The 18,285-nt window shown below is 42.3% G+C and carries 16 protein-coding genes and 1 other annotated feature; of the genes, 12 read left to right on the top strand and 4 right to left on the bottom strand.

What is annotated here, in order from left to right; all coding sequences use genetic code 11:
- The first annotated feature begins 64 nt into the window (after positions 1-64).
- The 5 genes from FNL97_RS13685 to clpB all read left to right on the top strand — a co-directional run bounded on the left by FNL97_RS13685 (position 65) and on the right by clpB (position 8,455).
- Positions 65-1,135, top strand: coding sequence for a carbamoyl phosphate synthase small subunit (locus FNL97_RS13685; protein WP_143415972.1), 1,071 nt, complete (start codon positions 65-67; stop codon positions 1,133-1,135).
- Positions 1,128-4,250 carry a carbamoyl-phosphate synthase (glutamine-hydrolyzing) large subunit gene (carB, locus tag FNL97_RS13680; protein ID WP_143415971.1) on the top strand — a complete coding sequence of 1,041 codons (3,123 nt, stop codon included), beginning with the start codon at positions 1,128-1,130 and terminating at the stop codon, positions 4,248-4,250. Before FNL97_RS13685 ends, carB begins: the two co-directional genes overlap by 8 nt.
- Positions 4,247-5,185 (top strand): ornithine carbamoyltransferase, encoded by a 939-nt coding sequence (gene argF / locus FNL97_RS13675; RefSeq protein WP_062679121.1) that lies wholly within the window; start codon positions 4,247-4,249, stop codon positions 5,183-5,185. Before carB ends, argF begins: the two co-directional genes overlap by 4 nt.
- Positions 5,186-5,302: 117 nt before the next feature.
- A complete protein-coding gene (locus FNL97_RS13670) occupies positions 5,303-5,482 on the top strand; it encodes a YjzC family protein (protein ID WP_062753763.1) in 180 nt (59 codons plus the stop codon).
- Between the two features lie 378 nt (positions 5,483-5,860).
- Positions 5,861-8,455, top strand: a complete 2,595-nt coding sequence (clpB, locus tag FNL97_RS13665; protein ID WP_143415970.1) for an ATP-dependent chaperone ClpB — start codon at positions 5,861-5,863, stop codon at positions 8,453-8,455.
- A 50-nt stretch (positions 8,456-8,505) separates the two neighbouring features.
- Here the strand turns inward: clpB and FNL97_RS13660 are convergent, their stop codons facing one another.
- Positions 8,506-8,688 (bottom strand): YjzD family protein, encoded by a 183-nt coding sequence (locus FNL97_RS13660; RefSeq protein WP_012749433.1) that lies wholly within the window; start codon positions 8,686-8,688, stop codon positions 8,506-8,508.
- A gap of 141 nt (positions 8,689-8,829) precedes the next feature.
- On the opposite strand from FNL97_RS13660, the gene FNL97_RS13655 reads away from it, so the two are divergent.
- Positions 8,830-9,561, top strand: a complete 732-nt coding sequence (locus tag FNL97_RS13655; RefSeq protein WP_143415969.1) for an alpha/beta fold hydrolase — start codon at positions 8,830-8,832, stop codon at positions 9,559-9,561.
- Between the two features lie 88 nt (positions 9,562-9,649).
- Here the strand turns inward: FNL97_RS13655 and FNL97_RS13650 are convergent, their stop codons facing one another.
- Complete coding sequence (locus tag FNL97_RS13650; RefSeq protein WP_143415968.1) at positions 9,650-9,901, bottom strand: hypothetical protein; 252 nt, start codon at positions 9,899-9,901, stop codon at positions 9,650-9,652.
- 172 nt (positions 9,902-10,073) lie between these two features.
- Between FNL97_RS13650 and FNL97_RS13645 the strand changes: the two genes are divergently transcribed.
- From FNL97_RS13645 to FNL97_RS13625, 5 genes are all read left to right on the top strand, one after another.
- Complete coding sequence (locus FNL97_RS13645) at positions 10,074-11,006, top strand: beta-ketoacyl-ACP synthase III (RefSeq protein ID WP_012749436.1); 933 nt, start codon at positions 10,074-10,076, stop codon at positions 11,004-11,006.
- 35 nt (positions 11,007-11,041) lie between these two features.
- Positions 11,042-12,283: a beta-ketoacyl-ACP synthase II gene (gene fabF / locus FNL97_RS13640; protein WP_012749437.1), complete on the top strand. Its 1,242-nt coding sequence runs from the start codon at positions 11,042-11,044 to the stop codon at positions 12,281-12,283.
- A gap of 97 nt (positions 12,284-12,380) precedes the next feature.
- Positions 12,381-13,172 carry a DUF2268 domain-containing putative Zn-dependent protease gene (locus tag FNL97_RS13635; protein WP_143415967.1) on the top strand — a complete coding sequence of 264 codons (792 nt, stop codon included), beginning with the start codon at positions 12,381-12,383 and terminating at the stop codon, positions 13,170-13,172.
- Positions 13,173-13,243: 71 nt separating this feature from the next.
- Positions 13,244-13,450, top strand: coding sequence for a YuzI family membrane protein (locus FNL97_RS13630; RefSeq protein WP_012749439.1), 207 nt, complete (start codon positions 13,244-13,246; stop codon positions 13,448-13,450).
- Between the two features lie 85 nt (positions 13,451-13,535).
- Positions 13,536-14,276, top strand: coding sequence for a YjbA family protein (locus FNL97_RS13625; protein ID WP_012749440.1), 741 nt, complete (start codon positions 13,536-13,538; stop codon positions 14,274-14,276).
- 118 nt (positions 14,277-14,394) lie between these two features.
- Here FNL97_RS13625 and trpS read toward each other — a convergent pair whose 3' ends face one another.
- Positions 14,395-15,381, bottom strand: a complete 987-nt coding sequence (trpS, locus tag FNL97_RS13620; RefSeq protein ID WP_012749441.1) for a tryptophan--tRNA ligase — start codon at positions 15,379-15,381, stop codon at positions 14,395-14,397.
- Positions 15,382-15,428: 47 nt separating this feature from the next.
- Positions 15,429-15,673 (bottom strand) — a binding site (T-box leader).
- Positions 15,674-15,724: 51 nt separating this feature from the next.
- Positions 15,725-16,096 carry a DUF3899 domain-containing protein gene (locus FNL97_RS13615; RefSeq protein ID WP_062679116.1) on the bottom strand — a complete coding sequence of 124 codons (372 nt, stop codon included), beginning with the start codon at positions 16,094-16,096 and terminating at the stop codon, positions 15,725-15,727.
- A gap of 443 nt (positions 16,097-16,539) precedes the next feature.
- Here FNL97_RS13615 and FNL97_RS13610 point away from each other — a divergent pair, with 443 nt between their 5' ends.
- Positions 16,540-18,189, top strand: coding sequence for a peptide ABC transporter substrate-binding protein (locus FNL97_RS13610; RefSeq protein ID WP_143415966.1), 1,650 nt, complete (start codon positions 16,540-16,542; stop codon positions 18,187-18,189).
- Positions 18,190-18,285: the final 96 nt, after the last annotated feature.

The raw sequence follows: 18,285 nt of genomic DNA, 5'->3' as shown, positions 1-18,285 counted from the left end.
TATCCTTAATAGGTGAATAAAAATTCTGTAATATAAATAAAAATTCGAGCATGAGGTGTCATTCATGGAAGCATATTTGCATTTAGCAAACGGAAAGACATTTGTCGGACAGTTGGAATCGCCGCTTCCAAATGAAGAAGTGAGCGGAGAAATCGTTTTTTTTACCGGCATGACCGGGTATCAAGAAGTATTAACCGATCCTTCTTATAAGAATCAAATCATCGTGTTTACGTACCCGTTAATCGGAAATTACGGGATTAACGCAGATGATTTTGAAAGCAAGCGTCCGCATGTACAGGCGGTTATTGTATATGAAGCGAGCAGCAAAGGATATCATTACGAAGCGAAATACAGCTTAAAGGAATACTTGCAGCAATGGAATATTCCGTTGCTTTCCCATGTTGATACGCGTGCATTAGTAAAAGAAATTCGCAATGAAGGGACGATGATGGCACAACTTACTGTTTCACCGTCATGTAACACGGCGGCATTTCATGAAAACCTGTTTCCTGTTCATGATGTGTCGACTGCGAAAATCGAAACATACGGAAGCGGCGGGCCTCATCTCGTATTAATCGATTTTGGCTACAAAAAATCGATTTTGCAGTCATTGGTAGCGCGGGGATGCAAGGTTACCGTCGTTCCGTACCATACTTCATTTGAAATGATCGAATCAATGAAGCCGAATGGAATCGTGTTGTCCAATGGTCCAGGAGATCCAAAACAACTTTCCAAGCAGTTAGCAAACATTCGCCAAATTATTGACCATTATCCAACGTTAGCGATTTGTCTAGGTCATCAGTTAGTGGCGCTTTCATACGGCGCAGACACGGAAAAACTTCGCTTCGGCCATCGGGGAGCAAATCAGCCTGTGTATGATACGGTAAAACAAAAAGTGTTTATGACATCACAAAATCATAGTTATGTGGTTAAGAAAGAAAGTTTAGCCAACACCCCGTTTAATATCCGATTTACAAACGTCAATGACGGTTCCGTCGAAGGAATAGTACACCGCCACAAACCAATTTTATCGGTGCAATATCATCCGGAGGCGCATCCAGGTCCTAGCGATACGAACCATATTTTTGGCGAGTTTTTGCAAACGGTAGTAAAAGGAGAGAAAGTATATGCCTAAAGATACATCGCTGCAATCGATTTTAATCATCGGATCCGGTCCGATTGTCATCGGACAGGCGGCGGAGTTTGACTATTCCGGCACACAAGCGTGTATTGCCTTAAAAGAAGAAGGGTACCGCGTTATTTTAGTGAATAACAATCCGGCAACGATTATGACAGACGAAGTTCATGCCGATGCCGTGTACTTTGAGCCGTTGACGGTGGATAGCGTGGAGGCGATTATCGCGAAAGAGCGACCAGACGGGCTATTGGCGACATTTGGGGGACAGACGGGACTAAACTTAGCATTTCAGCTTCATGAAGAAGGAATTTTAGAAAAATATGGGGTGAAGCTGCTCGGAACTCCGATTGAAGCGATTAAAAGAGGAGAGGACCGCGAAGCGTTTCGCGCGCTCATGTATGAATTAGGCGAACCAGTTCCGGAGAGTGAAATTATTACGAGTGTCGATGAAGCGGTCGCTTTTGCCGAAAAAATCGGATTTCCGATCATTATTCGTCCCGCCTATACACTCGGAGGAACGGGCGGGGGAATCGCAGAAACGATGGAACAATTTATTGATCTAGTCGAAAAAGGACTCGCGGAAAGTCCAATTACGCAATGTCTTGTTGAACGAAGCGTAGCTGGATATAAGGAAATTGAATATGAAGTAATGCGCGACCATACGAATACGTGCATTACTGTTTGCAATATGGAAAACGTCGATCCCGTCGGCATCCATACCGGTGACTCTATCGTTGTTGCTCCATCGCAAACGTTGACGGACGAGGAATACCAAATGTTGCGATCTTCAGCCATCAAAATTATTTCGGCGCTCGGTATCATCGGAGGATGCAACATTCAGTTCGCGCTAGATCCGTTTAGCAAACGATACTATTTAATTGAAGTAAATCCGCGTGTCAGCCGTTCATCGGCGCTTGCATCGAAAGCGACGGGATACCCGATCGCACGCATAGCCGCGAAATTAGCAGTCGGCTATACATTGGCGGAACTTCTTAATCCAGTAACGAAAACGACGTACGCAAGCTTTGAACCAGCACTCGATTATGTCGTTGTAAAATTTCCGCGCTTGCCGTTTGATAAATTTCCTTTCGGCGATCGCCAGCTTGGCACGCAAATGAAAGCGACGGGAGAAGTGATGGCGATTGACCGCAACATGGAACGAGCGTTTCAAAAAGCGGTTTACTCATTAGAAGGTGCGAATAACGGATTGTATTTACCGGAACTTGCTTCCCATACAGATGATGAGCTCAAACAACTGCTTGTTCGAAAAGATGATCGCCGCTTTTTTGCGATTCTCGAATTGTTCCGTCGCGGAGAAAGGATCGATACCGTATATGAATTAACAAAAATCGACCGTTTCTTTTTGCATTCGTTTTATCAGCTGATCGAATTAGAAAAGAAAGCGAAAGAAACGAGCTTAGAACATATTGATGAATCGACGTTCCGTCTGTTGAAAGAAAAAGGGTTTTCTGATGCGTTTTTAGCGGAAGTATGGAATGTGAAGGAAAAAGACGTAAGAGAAAAGCGAAAACAACTTGGCATCGTTCCGGCATATAAAATGGTCGATACGTGCGCGGCAGAATTCCATTCAGAAACGGATTATTACTATTCGACATATTTCGGCGAAGATGAACGGAAAAAAAGCGATAAAGAGAAAGTATTGATTATTGGCGCAGGACCGATTCGAATCGGGCAAGGAATCGAGTTTGATTACAGCTCTGTCCACAGTGTGTACGCACTTCAAGAAGAAGGATATGAAACGGTATTGATGAACAATAATCCGGAAACCGTCAGCACTGATTTTGCTGTGGCTGACCGTCTCTATTTCGAGCCGCTTACTTTAGAAGAAGTGTTGAACGTGATAGAAGCGGAACAGATTAAAAAAGTCATTGTTCAGTTCGGAGGACAGACGGCAATTAATCTCGTGAAAGGGCTCGAAGAAGCGAATATCACTCTTCTCGGCGTCACTTATGATGTGATTGACCAGCTTGAAGATCGTGATCGTTTTTATCAGCTATTAGAAGAATTGGACATTCCACACGTACCGGGAATGATGGCAAATAACGAAGAAGAACTTATTTCGAACGCCAAAAAAATCGGTTATCCGATATTGCTTCGTCCTTCTTATGTCATTGGCGGCAGAGGAATGTTCATTGTGAAAAATGAACAACAATTATGCGCGCTGCTAGAGCAGCGAATAATTACGTACCCTGTGCTGATCGATGCATATTTAGACGGAAAAGAAGCAGAAGTCGATGTTGTTGCGGATGGAAACGATATTTTACTTCCGACGATTATCGAACATGTGGAAAAGGCTGGAGTACATTCAGGAGACAGCTATGCAATGCTGCCAGCGCAAACGATTACGGATGAAGAACAATCCAAAATCATTACGTACGCCGAAAAAATTGTAAAGAAATTACAATTTAAAGGCATTATGAATATTCAATATGTCATTGCCAACGGTCAGGTATACGTATTGGAAGTGAACCCGCGCGCAAGCCGGACCGTTCCGATCGTCAGCAAGGCAACAGGCATACCGCTCGCGCAAATTGCGACAAAATTATTGCTTGGGAAATGTTTAAGCGATGTCGTTGACGAAAAACAGCGGCGTTTGGCGAGCTTGCCATATATTGTTTTAAAATATCCGGTATTTTCGACATATAAATTGCCGGGAGTCGATCCGCTTGTTGGACCAGAAATGAAGTCGACGGGAGAAGGAATCAGCATTGCAAAAACAATGGAAGAAGCGGCGGCAAAGGCGTTTTATTCGTATTTAGCAAAAAAACATAAAGCACGAGAAATTTATGTGAACGGTGAAATAAGCGATGAACTTCTTCAAATCATAAAGGAAAAACAATTAATCATTGTTTCCGACATACCGTTTTCCGAATGGATAAAACGAAAGGAAGCGTTAGCGTTTTTAGATTTGCAAAAAGACGGAAACAGCCAATATAGAATGCTTGCGTTGTCCCGGCAAATTATGACGTTTACAGAAATCGAAACGTTCTGTCTCTTTTTACAAGCAGTCGGTGTGAAAAAGTTTTCTGTTTCATCCATTCAAGAATGGCTTGAAAAGAAAAAACAAATCGAGAAAGCGGTGATTATATGAAAACAGTCGTTTCATTAAAAGGAAAAGATTTTTTAACATTAATGGACATTTCAACAGAAGATATTCATTATTTGTTGACACTTGCCAAGGAATTAAAGCAAAAACAGCTTGCCGGACAATTGTATACTCCGCTTGTTGGAAAAACGTTAGCGATGATTTTTGAAAAACCATCCACCCGCACGAGAGTATCATTTGAGGTGGGAATGACCCAGCTCGGTGGTAGTGCGCTTTATTTAAATAGCAATGATTTGCAGCTTGGACGAGGAGAAACGATCGCCGATACGGCGAGAGTATTATCGCAATATGTTGACGCGATTATGATTCGCACATTCGCTCATCAAAAATTGAAGGAGCTCGCTGAATATGCGACGATTCCGGTTATTAACGGACTGACCGATGATGATCACCCGTGTCAAGCGCTGGCTGACTTATTAACGATTTATGAAGTGAAGAATACGTTAAAAGGATTGAAACTTGCCTATGTCGGTGATGGCAACAACGTCGCACACGCGCTTATGATTGCGGCTGCAAAAGTTGGCATGGACTGTGTGATCGCTTGCCCGGCTGGTTATGAGCCAAAAGAGAAGTATGTAAATGCGGCAATGCAAATTGGAAAACAAACAGGAGCGAATGTTGCAGTCACGCATAATCCAGTCGAAGCGGTCACCAACGCGGACATCATTTATACAGACGTATGGACGAGCATGGGGCAAGAACAAGAAAGCGAGCAGCGTCTTGCGGTGTTTCAACCGTTTCAAGTCAATTGCGAATTAGCAAAGCATGCAAAACCTGATTATATGTTTCTTCATTGCTTGCCAGCCCACCGCGATGAAGAAGTAACAGCCGATGTGATTGATGGACCAAATTCGTTTGTCTTCCAACAGGCTGGAAATCGGCTTCACGTACAGAAGGCGATTTTACTATCGTTATTATGACGAAATCGCACCGGAGATATGCCGGTGCTTTTTTCATGCAGCCATTATTTGTATGGTTATGAATAATGAACAGACGGGAATGATAAAAATATACTTCGGATAAGGGGGGATGCTGCAATGGGACAACAGCGCCATTTCCAACCAGGCGACAAAGCGCCGAACAACGGTATATATATTGAAATTGGCGAAACAGGCGATAACGTCAAAAATCCAAAAAAAATAAAACTAAAAGCAGGAGATACGTTCCCGGAAACATCAAATCACAATCGCCACTGGACATATAAGAGAAAACCATAATAAAGAAAAGCGGAGGCGGCCCAATTTCGCCTAAAGGCTGCCCACGTCCTGTGGGCAACGGCGAAATGTCGTCATCCTGGCTCCCCCGAAGCGAAATGTTCTTCGACCGCTGAAGTGCTTGCACTTCAAGGGAGAAGGTTATTTCGCACAAGAGAGCTAGCCGCCGAGCTGGACAAGAAGAAAAGCGGAGGCGGCCCAATTTCGCCTAAAGGCTGCCCACGTCCTGTGGGTAACGGCGAAATGTCGCCATCCCGGTTCCGTATATTCCCCACTACAAAGCCATTCCTATATTGGAGTGGCTTTCTATTTGAAAAGAAAAGTCGGCATCCGCTATAATATACTTAAAAGTCAAAAAAGGTCAAAAGAGAGGGAAAGTCGATGAACGCAAATAAGTTTACGGAGAAAGTGCAGGAGGCTTTTCTTGAGGCTCAATCGATTGCCATTCGGCACAATCATCAGCAACTCGATGTCGAACACTTGCTGCTCGCATTATTGCAGCAAGAAGAAGGGCTTGCGAGAAGAATCTTCACACTGCTTCGAGTTAATATAGACGCATTCACTCATGAACTGCAAATGTTGTTAAAGAAAAAGCCAGAAGTGCTTGGGGCTGGTGCGGAAAACCTTTATATGTCCCAACGGCTGCAGCGATTGTTGACAAAAGCGGAAGAAGAAGCAAAAAATATGCAAGACGAATATATTTCTGTTGAGCATTTACTGCTTGCCTTTACATCGGAGGCCGATGATATCGGACGGCTTTTTCATCGTTACAACATTAACCGTTCTTCATTGTTGCACGTATTAACGGAAATAAGGGGGAATCAGCGCGTGACAAGTCCAAATCCAGAAGCTACATATGAAGCATTAAAAAAATACGGCCGCGATTTAGTCGCTGAAGTGAAAGCGGGAAAAATTGATCCTGTCATTGGTCGTGATAGCGAAATTCGCCGTGTTATTCGCATTTTATCACGCAAAACGAAAAACAACCCGGTGCTTATCGGGGAACCGGGTGTTGGGAAAACAGCGATTGTCGAAGGATTGGCGCAACGCATCGTTCGCAAAGATGTTCCGGAAGGATTGAAGGATAAGACGATTTTTGCTTTAGATATGAGCTCGCTCGTCGCCGGGGCGAAGTTTCGCGGCGAATTTGAAGAACGTCTAAAAGCGGTATTGAATGAAATAAAGAAAAGCGAAGGGAGAATTATTTTATTTATCGATGAATTGCATACGATTGTCGGTGCCGGAAGGGCAGAAGGAGCGATAGATGCGGGCAACATGTTAAAGCCGATGTTGGCGCGCGGCGAGCTGCATTGCATCGGTGCAACCACACTTGACGAATACCGGCAATACATTGAGAAAGATCCGGCACTCGAACGGCGCTTCCAGCAAGTTCTTGTCGAAGAACCGAGCGTGGAAGATACGATTTCGATTTTGCGCGGCTTAAAAGAGCGGTTTGAGGTTCATCACGGTGTAAAAATTCATGACCGTGCCCTTGTTGCGGCGGCGACATTGGCCGATCGCTACATTTCGGATCGATTTTTGCCTGACAAAGCGATTGACTTAGTCGATGAAGCATGTGCGACCATCCGTACCGAAATGGATTCCATGCCATCGGAGCTGGATGAAGTGATGCGCCGCGTCATGCAATTGGAAATCGAAGAAGCAGCATTGCGAAAAGAAACAGACGAAGCGAGTAAAGAACGTCTTGAAGCGCTCACCAAAGAGCTGGCTGACTTACGGGAAAAAGCGAACAGCATGAAAGCCCAATGGCAAAAGGAAAAAGAAGCGATTCAGCGCGTGCGTGACGTTCGCGAAGCGCTTGAAAAAGCAAAGCGGGAATTAGAAGAAGCGGAAAATGAATACGATTTAAATAAAGCAGCAGAACTTCGTCACGGCCGCATTCCGCAGTTAGAAAAACAATTAAAGCAGCTTGAACAAGAAATGAATGAAAATAATAAAGAAGGGCGCCTTCTCCGCGAAGAAGTAACAGAGGAAGAAATTGCGGAAATCGTTTCGCGATGGACGGGAATCCCGTTAACGAAATTAGTCGAAGGAGAGCGGGAAAAGTTATTGCGTCTGCATGAATTGCTGCATGAACGAGTCATCGGTCAAGATGAAGCGGTTGAACTTGTTGCTGATGCGGTGTTGCGGGCGCGTGCTGGCATTAAAGATCCTAATCGTCCGATTGGTTCCTTTATCTTTTTAGGACCGACAGGAGTCGGGAAAACAGAACTAGCAAAAACGCTCGCACAAGCGTTGTTTGACAGTGAAGAACAAATGATCCGCATCGATATGTCCGAGTATATGGAAAAACATGCTGTTTCTCGCTTGATTGGAGCTCCTCCGGGCTATGTCGGCTATGAAGAAGGAGGACAGCTAACGGAAGCGGTGCGGCGCAAACCGTATTCCGTCATCCTGTTAGACGAAATTGAAAAGGCGCATCCAGAAGTGTTCAATATTTTATTGCAAATGCTGGATGATGGGCGTATTACTGACTCGCAAGGACGTACCGTTGATTTTAAAAATACGGTTGTGATTATGACATCGAATATCGGGTCGCATTTATTGCTAGAAGGAGTTACGGAAAATGGAGAGATTAAAGAAGAGACGCGTAAGCAAGTATTACAGCAATTGCGCGCGCATTTCCGCCCGGAATTTTTAAACCGAATCGACGACATTGTTTTATTTAAGCCGTTAACCATGAATGAAATAAAAGGAATCGTGACAAAATTTGCGAACGAATTAGCGAAACGGCTTAGCGACCGTCATATTTCGCTTTCTTTGACAGATAAAGCAAAAGAATATATCGCCGAGTCTGGATTTGATCCAGTTTACGGGGCGCGTCCGTTAAAACGATTTATGCAAAAGCAAATTGAAACACCGCTTGCAAAAGAAATTGTCGCCGGACGTGTGAAAGACTACAGCACGGTTGTAGTGGATTATCGGAACGGGCAAATCGTTGTAGAAGTCCAATAATAGAAACAAGGCTGTCCTTCATTTTAGGACAGCCTTGTTGTTAGTTTTTCTTAGTGGTGTTCTATCGGTTCATCAGGAATCAAGCTTGCTACAATAATAACCAAAATAGTAAAGATCGCCCCTAATAAAGCCCCTGTTGAAAAATTATATGGAATTCCTTGCATAGAGCCAATGACGTATGTAGCCATTTGCACTAAAAGGAACGTCCAGAAAAACGTCCAAAAAAGCCGCATGCTTCTTCCCCCCAATCTCTCTAGCTTCCTTTTCTTATCTTACCACAACTTGATCTTTTAGGCATATACCCGTACTTTTTTTTTCGTTCCGCATACTGTATATTGTACAATTATGCATCGTAAAAACAAGGGTGGATATCAATGACGATTCAACAACGATTTTTTCAGCTCGACGATCAGTGGTGTATCATTCATTTGCCAGAGCGCCCAAACGGATTTGCTGTCTTTATTATTGGCGATACGAATCATTTTGTTAATGAACATACAAGTTTTTGGATAGAGCACAAAGGACGCCATCATCTTCTTTGCGAGTTGCTCGAATATGGTTATACCATTTTTTACTCTCATTTATACGGCCGGCATTGGGGAAGTCCTAAAGCCGTACGCTTGGCTAAGCAACTTATTTACTGCGTATTAAAAAGTGAAATATTAAACAATCGTATTTATATTCTTGCGGAAGGAATGGGAGCGCTTGTGGCTTTGCAGCTCCTTGAAACAATGCCAAAGCAAATCCGCGCGATTGTGATGTTAAGCCCTTGTCTAGATTTACGCGCTCAACTTGAGTATGAAAAGGAAAATAAGTTTTTTTATAAGCGAATGGCAAGAGAAATAGCGCTTGCATACGATATAGACGAGGCAAATGTCGAAAAAGCGGTTCCTTCACTGCTGCTTGTTCCGCATCAAGTTCCAATAAAAATATGGCAATTATCAGGAATTACTCCTTACCCATCCTCTCTACATTGTCGAAAATATGAGCAATGGATGAGGATGACTAACCATAACGTTCATGTGATTTATTGTTTGCCGGAAAAACGGTACCAATTTGGCAAAGCGATCGATCAATTTTTTCAACAATATAATGAGCTTCCATGAATTCCTCTATTGATGATCGGAACGGTAGAGGAATTATTGTTAGTTATTAAGAGTTAATAATAAAAGAGGCGCCGTCTAACGACGCCTCTTATTTTTTAAACATATCTACCAAAGAAGTAATTTTTTTCATCAATGGTTTTAATTGGTCAAACGAAGCGACCAGCGTATCAATATTTTGAATGATCTGCATAAAATCAATGTCTTGCTGTGAAGAAGACTCCGTACGAGCAGCTGGATTATCATGTGATTGATAAGACCGTGGAGGAAAGGGACCGAACATTAAACGGGAAAAACGATCTAACTGCTCGCTAGGTTGTTTTGACTGCTCTTTATCATCCATCGTAACACCGCCTCCTTTTCTTTATTCTTATTAGCACTGTATGTAAAAAATTAAGAAGTGACTAGACAAATCACATGTGTTACATATTTCTATTGCGCGTTTTTTCTATTTCCGATAAAATTAGTACCAAGTAATAATAATTGGTTATATACTACTAAAGGAGATGTTCAGTGTGGGAGCAGGTATTATTGGAATCGGCCGGTATTTGCCGGAAAAGGTGTTAACAAATTTTGATTTGGAAAAGATGATGGATACGTCTGATGAATGGATTCGGACGAGAACGGGAATTGAAGAACGAAGAATAGCCACTGATGATATGGATACTTCCGATATGGCATATTTTGCAGCGAAAAAAGCGATCGAGGACGCAAAAATTTCTCCGCAAGATATTGATTTAATTTTAGTAGCAACGGTAACTCCTGACAGGGCATTTCCATCTGTGTCCTGCATGCTGCAGGAACGGCTTGGAGCGGTAAAAGCAGCAGCATTGGATATTAGCGCGGCATGTGCCGGCTTTATTTATGGAATGGTCACAGCAAGCCAATTTATTGACAATGGCGCATATCGTTATATATTGGTAGTGGGAGCTGAAAAATTATCCAAAATCATCGATTGGAATGACCGCAATACGGCAGTGCTATTTGGCGACGGTGCTGGTGCGGTCGTGATGGGGCCTGTTTCCGAGGGACGTGGTATTTTATCGTTTGAATTAGGTGCAGACGGAACAGGAGGAAAACATTTATATAAAGAAGAATATATCGTAATGAACGGTAGAGAAGTGTTTAAATTTGCCGTTCGTCAAATGGGTGAATCGTGCATTCACGTCTTAGAAAAAGCAGGATTATCGAAAAACGACGTTGATTTTCTCATTCCACATCAAGCGAATATTCGCATTGTCGAGGCGGCAAGGCAGCGTCTTGAACTGCCGGAGGAGAAAATGTCAACAACTATTCGAAAATATGGAAACACTTCAGCGGCTTCCATTCCGATTTCTATTGTCGAAGAATTAGAAGCAGGTAAAATCAAAGATGATGATCTCATAATTATGGTTGGATTTGGCGGCGGATTAACGTGGGGTGCAATCGCTTTACGTTGGGGCCGCTAGCAGCTCAATACGGATAAAAAGGAGAGACGGAAGCGATGGAAAAAAGACGAGTCGTTGTTACAGGTCTTGGTGCAGTAACACCGCTTGGAAACGATGTGGAAACAACATGGAAAAACATTATTGCCGGCAAGTCGGGAATAGGGGTGCTTACTCGTGTCAATCCAGATGAATTCCCGGCGAAAGTAGCAGCAGAAGTGAAAGATTTCAATCCGGAAGACTTTATGGATCGACGTGAAGCACGTAAAATGGATCGTTTTACGCAATATGCTGTCGCTGCCTCGTTGATGGCGGTAAAAGATGCAAAATTAGAAATTACAGAAGAAAATGCGGCAAGAGTCGGCGTTTGGATCGGATCTGGCATCGGCGGAATGGAAACGTTTGAACAGCAGTTTGAAATTTTCCAACAACGCGGCTACCGTCGCGTAAGCCCGTTTTTTGTGCCGATGATGATTCCGGATATGGCAGCAGGGCAAGTATCTATTATTCTAGGTGCAAAAGGAATCAATTCTTGTACGGTCACTGCTTGTGCAACAGGGACAAATTCCATTGGTGATGCGTTTAAGGTCATTCAACGCGGCGATGCCGATGTAATGATTACTGGCGGTACAGAAGCGCCGATTACGAAAATGGCGTTAGCCGGATTTTGTGCAAATACGGCATTATCTACGAACCCAGACCCAAGAACGGCAAGCCGTCCGTTTGATAAAAATCGGGATGGCTTTGTCATGGGTGAAGGCGCCGGCATTCTCGTATTAGAAGAGCTAGAGCATGCGTTGCGCCGGGGTGCGCCGATTTATGCGGAAATTGTCGGCTATGGTGCGACAGGGGATGCATATCATATTACTGCGCCGGCTCCAGGCGGAGAAGGCGGTGTTCGTGCGATGCGCCAAGCGTTGGCGGATGCGGGAATGAATCCGGAAGAGATTGATTATATTAATGCCCATGGTACAAGTACGGAATACAATGACAAATATGAAACGATGGCGATTAAAGAAGTGTTTGGCGACCATGCATACAAGCTTGCGATCAGCTCGACAAAATCGATGACCGGTCATTTGTTAGGAGCGGCTGGAGCAGTAGAAGCGATATTTTCCGTATTAGCGATTAAAGATGGAATGATTCCGCCGACGATGAACTATGAAACTCCTGATCCGGAATGCGATTTGGACTATGTGCCAAATGAGGCAAGAAAGCAAGAAGTAAACGCAGTGTTAAGCAATTCTCTTGGATTTGGCGGACATAATGCAACGTTGATTTTCAAAAAATATACAAAATAATGGAAAACGGCTATCTCGATAGAAGAGAGATAGCCTTTTTTCACCTCTTTTTCTTTTCCGTCATACGATAGAAAAAACGGAAAAAGAGGTGAAAAAGATGCCTGTTATTCGTACCGACCAATGGCTCGATGAATGGCATGACAATCCTATTCGGCTATGCCAACATCTAACTTCCTACTTTCCAAACGCCAGAGCACGTGATATTTATCTTTATCTTGTGCGTTACGGTATGTATCAACCGTCAAAAAATATCGGAGAAATGATTAAGCAAATGAAACAAAAAAACATATGGGAACGAGTCGAGGCGGTTTACGAGAAGCGAAAAAAGGAATGGAACGGTCCAGATGTGCCTCTTTTTCTTTTTCCAGCAGACACACATAATCGAAAATTGGCTCGTGAGTTTAATAGTAAAGGCGGAGTCGCTTTTCACGATAAATTGCTTATTTTTTTATTACCGCATCATTCGGACAAAGAAATCGAGGCATTGATCACACATGAGTATAATCATGTTTGCCGCCTGAAAAAACAAAAAAAGGAAGATGAAGGCGTTACACTTTTAGACGCGATCATACTAGAAGGACTTGCCGAAAATGCTGTTGGCCGTTATGTTGGCAAGAGTCATCAAGCAAGCTGGACGACCTATTACTCAGATGAACAACTTGATCATTTTTGGAAACGATATGTTTCACCATATCAGTCAATTTTACCACGACATCCGTTATATTCTCGACTTCTCTATGGTCTCGGTTTTTATCCAGCCATGCTTGGTTATGCAGTGGGATATTATATAGTCCGTCGTTGCCTTGAACATGGTGCTCGCTTTTCCGAGTTAATGGGCATTGACTCAGAACAGATGTTGCATCTTGCTTCGTTAGAAAAAAAGGAATAGTCATGATGATCATCGGGTGCTCATATATGTAAAAATAAGATGGACAAGTTAAGAGAAAGAAGAGGGACCCGATGATTCGCATATTTATTTATTTAGTCGGTTTTGGAGTTTCTGTCATTGGCGGGATAACCGTTATTGCTTATTTAAACATTATGACGCCAGAGCGGGGATGGAGCGAATATTTTTCATATATTTGCACAAGAGTAGAATGTTATTTATTACCAATAGGACTTTTACTAATGTGGGGAAGCTTATACTTCCCTTACCGAGAAGAGTAATGGATAAAAAAGGGTAGTATGGAATAAAATTCGCCCCCTCTGCCTATACTGATGGACAAATAGGTTTAGAAGTGAGGGGTATCGTATGCTGTATCTGCATGATGTTTGGGTCAATTGGTTTGAAGGGGAAGAGAACGGATACAACGTATGTCATTTCCATGAATGGCGGAAAGATGATCAAGTGGAACTGCTCGATCAAGTACCGCTTCTCAAAGTGTCTTCTGCGCTATTCAACTATATTGAAAACAGTTTATCGGAAATCCCAAAGCAGCTTCTTGAAGACGTATATCAAAAAGCATATGTGCGAAAAAATCATGAACGCATTCAGCTTGATTATTGTTTTGTCATTACAGACGGTTATGGCATTCTTGCTGTTGATACGATTGGTTATAACATTCCGATTCGGAAAAGCCGCCTTATTCCGAGACAGGAGCAGCTAGTATACGAAATGGTCGCTGAACATCAAGAAGAACCATATCCGCTGCCTGCTCATGAAAAAGAGTATCATATTTTGTCGCCCTCCCCTGAATGGATGATGGGACTTACACGAAAGGAACGACAGCTTAAACAACTTTTATTTATGGCGCTTGACCAACTTCATTTGACGAAAAACGTTGCAGAGGTACGCTACTGGTATACGGAATGGGCGCCGCAAAAATATCCTGATATTCAAAAAATGTCGTTTGAAGAGGCATGGCAGCACTTATACGAAGAGACAAAATACGGCTGGTCCGACAAACATGAGCAGCTATGCGAAAAATTAATTAAAGGACAGCCGTTTTTTGAAAAGCTTTGGGAAATGGAACAGGAGCCAAAAGTGAATTAAGAAAAATAAAGTCGCAATGATGAATGATATTTCTGCCAGAGTCAGCATAGGAAAGCTTAATAAGCATATAAAACATATAAAAAAGCAAGCCATCGTTCGGCTTGCTTTTATTATTGTTTTAGCGTCTTCTTCCAAGCCCTATCGCTTGTTCCATTTTTTCAAGCATTTCCGTTGCTACTTTGTTTGCTTTTTCTGCTCCTTGGTCAAGCACTTGGTCAAGCGTGCTGCTTTCCAACAAGTCGTAATATTTTTCTTGGATCGGAGTAAGGGTGTCAATAATTACTTGAGCAAGATCAGCTTTAAATACGCCATATCCTTTCCCAGCATATTCTTGTTCAAGTTCTTCAATCGTTTTATTGGCTAAAATCGAATAAATGTTAAGGAGATTGGAAATTCCCGGTTTATTTTCTTTGTCATATCGGATGACGCCTTCAGAATCGGTTACAGCGCTTTTTATTTTCTTTTCAATCGTTTTGGCATCATCAAGAAGTGTAATAAACGACTTTTTGTTTGGATCCGATTTGCTCATTTTTTTCGTTGGATCCGTAAGTGACATAATGCGTGCACCGATTTTTGGAATGCGCGGTTCTGGAATCGTAAAAATCTCTCCATACCGTTTGTTAAATCGTTCCGCTAAATCGCGCGTCAATTCAATATGTTGTTTTTGGTCCTCTCCAACAGGAACGATATCGGTTTTATACAAGAGAATATCCGCAGCCATCAATGGAGGATAGGTAAGCAGCCCAGCACTTACCGCTTCTTTTCCTGCCGATTTATCTTTAAATTGAGTCATTCTTTCTAGTTCACCGATATAAGAAATGCATTGCAGTATCCAACCCGCTTGGGCATGGGCAGGAACTTCCGATTGAATAAACAAAGTAGCTTTATTCGGATCAATGCCGACCGCCAAGTAAAGAGCGGCTAAGCTGCGAATGTTTTTTTGCAGTTCTTCCGGATCTTGCGGAACGGTAATCGCGTGTTGATCGACAATGCAAAAATAGCAGTTGTATTCATGCTGCAATTCCACGAATTGCCGCATTGCTCCGATATAGTTACCAAGCGTAATGACGCCGCTTGGCTGAATTCCTGAAAAGCTCGTTTTCATAACACCACTCCTTTTTTATCAATTTAAAAAGGCCCTACCCCCTGAGAGTTAGGGACGATAGGACCGCGTTGCCACCCTAGTTATTGCACATGACGTGCAATCACTTTGCCCATGCTTTTTATATGCATGGCGCCTTGATAACGTAAGGCAGACGTCCAAAGCCTACTAAAGCCAACTGCTCATTCAGCCGGATGCTCGAAAGCCCATTCCATATTGCTAGCCGCTTGTTCGCACCACCCACAAGCTCTCTGAAGGCATCGCAATATGTACTCTTCTTTCTCATCGCATGTTTCATATGATTGATTGCTTTATATTATAAAACAATGCGATAGTTGCTGCAACTTTATCGTATGGCATATCCGGCGGCAATCATCAAGAGAAACAGAATAAGTCCTGAAAACAAGAAAGGATACGTAATGGCGAATTTTTGGGGATGAACCGGCTGCTCAGCGGATATTCCTTGCAGCTCCGCTAGATAACGTTTCGCTTTCGAACTGCCTTTGCGCAGCTTCCGAAACCCATATGCAAAACCGTTAAAAAAACCCTGTTCATACACGAATAAAAACCCGCCGATCACGAGAGGCAAAAGCGAAAGCAAAAACGTAACATTGACAAAAGAAAGAAACGTCCATTCTCCCCGAAATAGAACGATAAAGAAACTAATGATTAACATGGCTGCCGTAAGCAGGCATGTACTTCTAGCAATTGCCTTCATTTTATGCCCCCTAAACAGCTAAATTTTCAGTTTAATTGTATCACAAATAAACTCCGAAGATTTCTGTTTCCATAGCCAATTAGAAATATAAACTTTGAAGAAATTATTAAAGGAATTATATTAAGAAAAGAATATAAATTCTTAAAAAAGCCTATATTCATATACTTTGAATTCTAAATTTGTCGAAAAACATTATATTGTAAGCGTTTTCTTAGATAGATGGTGAAAATTTTTTGTTTACATTTCGTGAAAATATCATTAAAATTCAAAGTAACTGTATAGTTGCCTAAAACAAAAAATTAGAAAATTTCTATTCAAAAAAATAAAAAAATTATTTCCAAATATACTAATACTATATATAATAGTTGGTAAGCAAAATCTTCTGAAACATAACATTCAGAAGATTTTTAATAAGTTACATACCATTAAGGGGGGACTTTTTAGTGAAGAAGAAACTATCATTGTTTCTGGTGCTTCTTTTGGCTGTAACCACGTTTCTAGCAGCCTGCGGAGGCAACAACGACACAGCAAAAGACAAGGACGGCTCCGCAAACAAGCCGGACGAAAAGAAAGAGCAAGTGCTGAATTTGCTTGAAACTCAGGAAATTCCATCGCTTGATTCCGCGCTTGCGACAGACCAAGTATCGTTCATCGTGTTGAACAACGTGATGGAAGGCCTTTACCGTTTAGGCAAAGATAACAAGCCGGTTCCAGGTGTGGCGGAAAGCTATGAAGTAAGCGAAGATGGCAAAGTTTACACATTCAAACTCCGCAAAGATGCAAAATGGTCGAACGGCGACCCGGTAACGGCGCATGACTTTGTATTTGCGTGGAGAAGAGTATTAGATCCGAAAACAGCTTCCGAATATGCCTACATTATGTATGACATTAAAAACGCAGAAGAAATCAACCAAGGCAAATTGCCAGTCGACCAGCTTGGCGTAAAAGCGCTAGATGACCATACGCTTCAAGTAGAATTGAAAAATCCAGTTCCATATTTCGTAAGCTTAACGGTATTTGGCTCGTTCATGCCGCAAAATGAAAAATTCGTTAAATCGCAAGGCGAGAAATATGGCTTGGAAGCAAACACGACGCTTTACAACGGTCCGTTCGTATTAAGCGAATGGAAGCATGAACAAGGCTGGACATATAAGAAAAATCCGAACTATTGGGATAAAGACAATGTGAAGCTAGAAACAATCAATGTCAAAGTCGTAAAAGATACGGCAACAGCTGTAAACCTTTATGAAACGAAAAAAGTTGACCGTGTTGGTCTAAGTGCAGAGTTTGTTGATAAATACAAAAATGATAAAAACTTCCATACATTCCTTGAACCATCTATTTTCTGGCTGCGCATGAACACGAAAAATGAATTGTTGAAAAACGTCAACGCCCGTAAAGCGATTGCCATGGCGGTTGACAAAGAAGCGCTTGTTAACACGCTTTTAAATAACGGTACAGTTCCTGCAAACTACCTAGTTCCTAAAGATTTTGTTCAAGGTCCAAACGGAAAAGATTTCCGTGAAGAAAACGGTGACTTAATAAAAACAGATGTCAAAGAAGCGAAAAAATTATGGGAACAAGCGAAAAAAGAGCTTGGCAAAGACAAATTCACCATTGAATTGTTAAACTACGACGATGATGTTGCGAAGAAAATCGGCGAATACCTTAAAGAACAGCTTGAAAAGAACTTGCCTGGCCTTACTGTGAATATTAAACAACAACCATTCAAACAAAAGCTTGAGCTAGAAAGCAACATGCAGTATGATTTATCCTTCTCTGGCTGGGGTCCGGACTATCAAGACCCAATGACATTTATCGATCTTTGGGTGACAAACAGCCCGCACAACCAAACTGGCTGGTCTAACCCAGAATACGACAAGCTTGTTAAAGATGCAAAAACAACGTTGCTAAGCGATCTGCAAGCCCGCTGGGATGCAATGTTGAAAGCGGAAAAACTCTTGTTTGAAGAAGTGCCGATCGCGCCGCTTTATCAGCGTGGTAGAGCGTACTTGCAACGCGAGTATGTAAAAGATATTGTTATTCACCCATTTGGCGGAGATTTCAGCTTTAAATGGGCGTATATCGAATAATAGTTCTGCAATAATTGCGGAGGAGAGTATATGTGAAAAGCATATACTCTCCTTTTGCCTGAAAAGGCGAAAAATGTCGAAAAAAGGAGAAGATTC

It is taken from the genome of Geobacillus sp. E263 (assembly GCF_007197795.1).
GTDB classification, from domain to species: Bacteria; Bacillota; Bacilli; order Bacillales; family Anoxybacillaceae; genus Parageobacillus_B; species Parageobacillus_B toebii.
The sequence above is the reverse complement of the archived record's forward strand: the minus strand, read 5'-3'. Positions and strand labels throughout refer to the sequence as shown.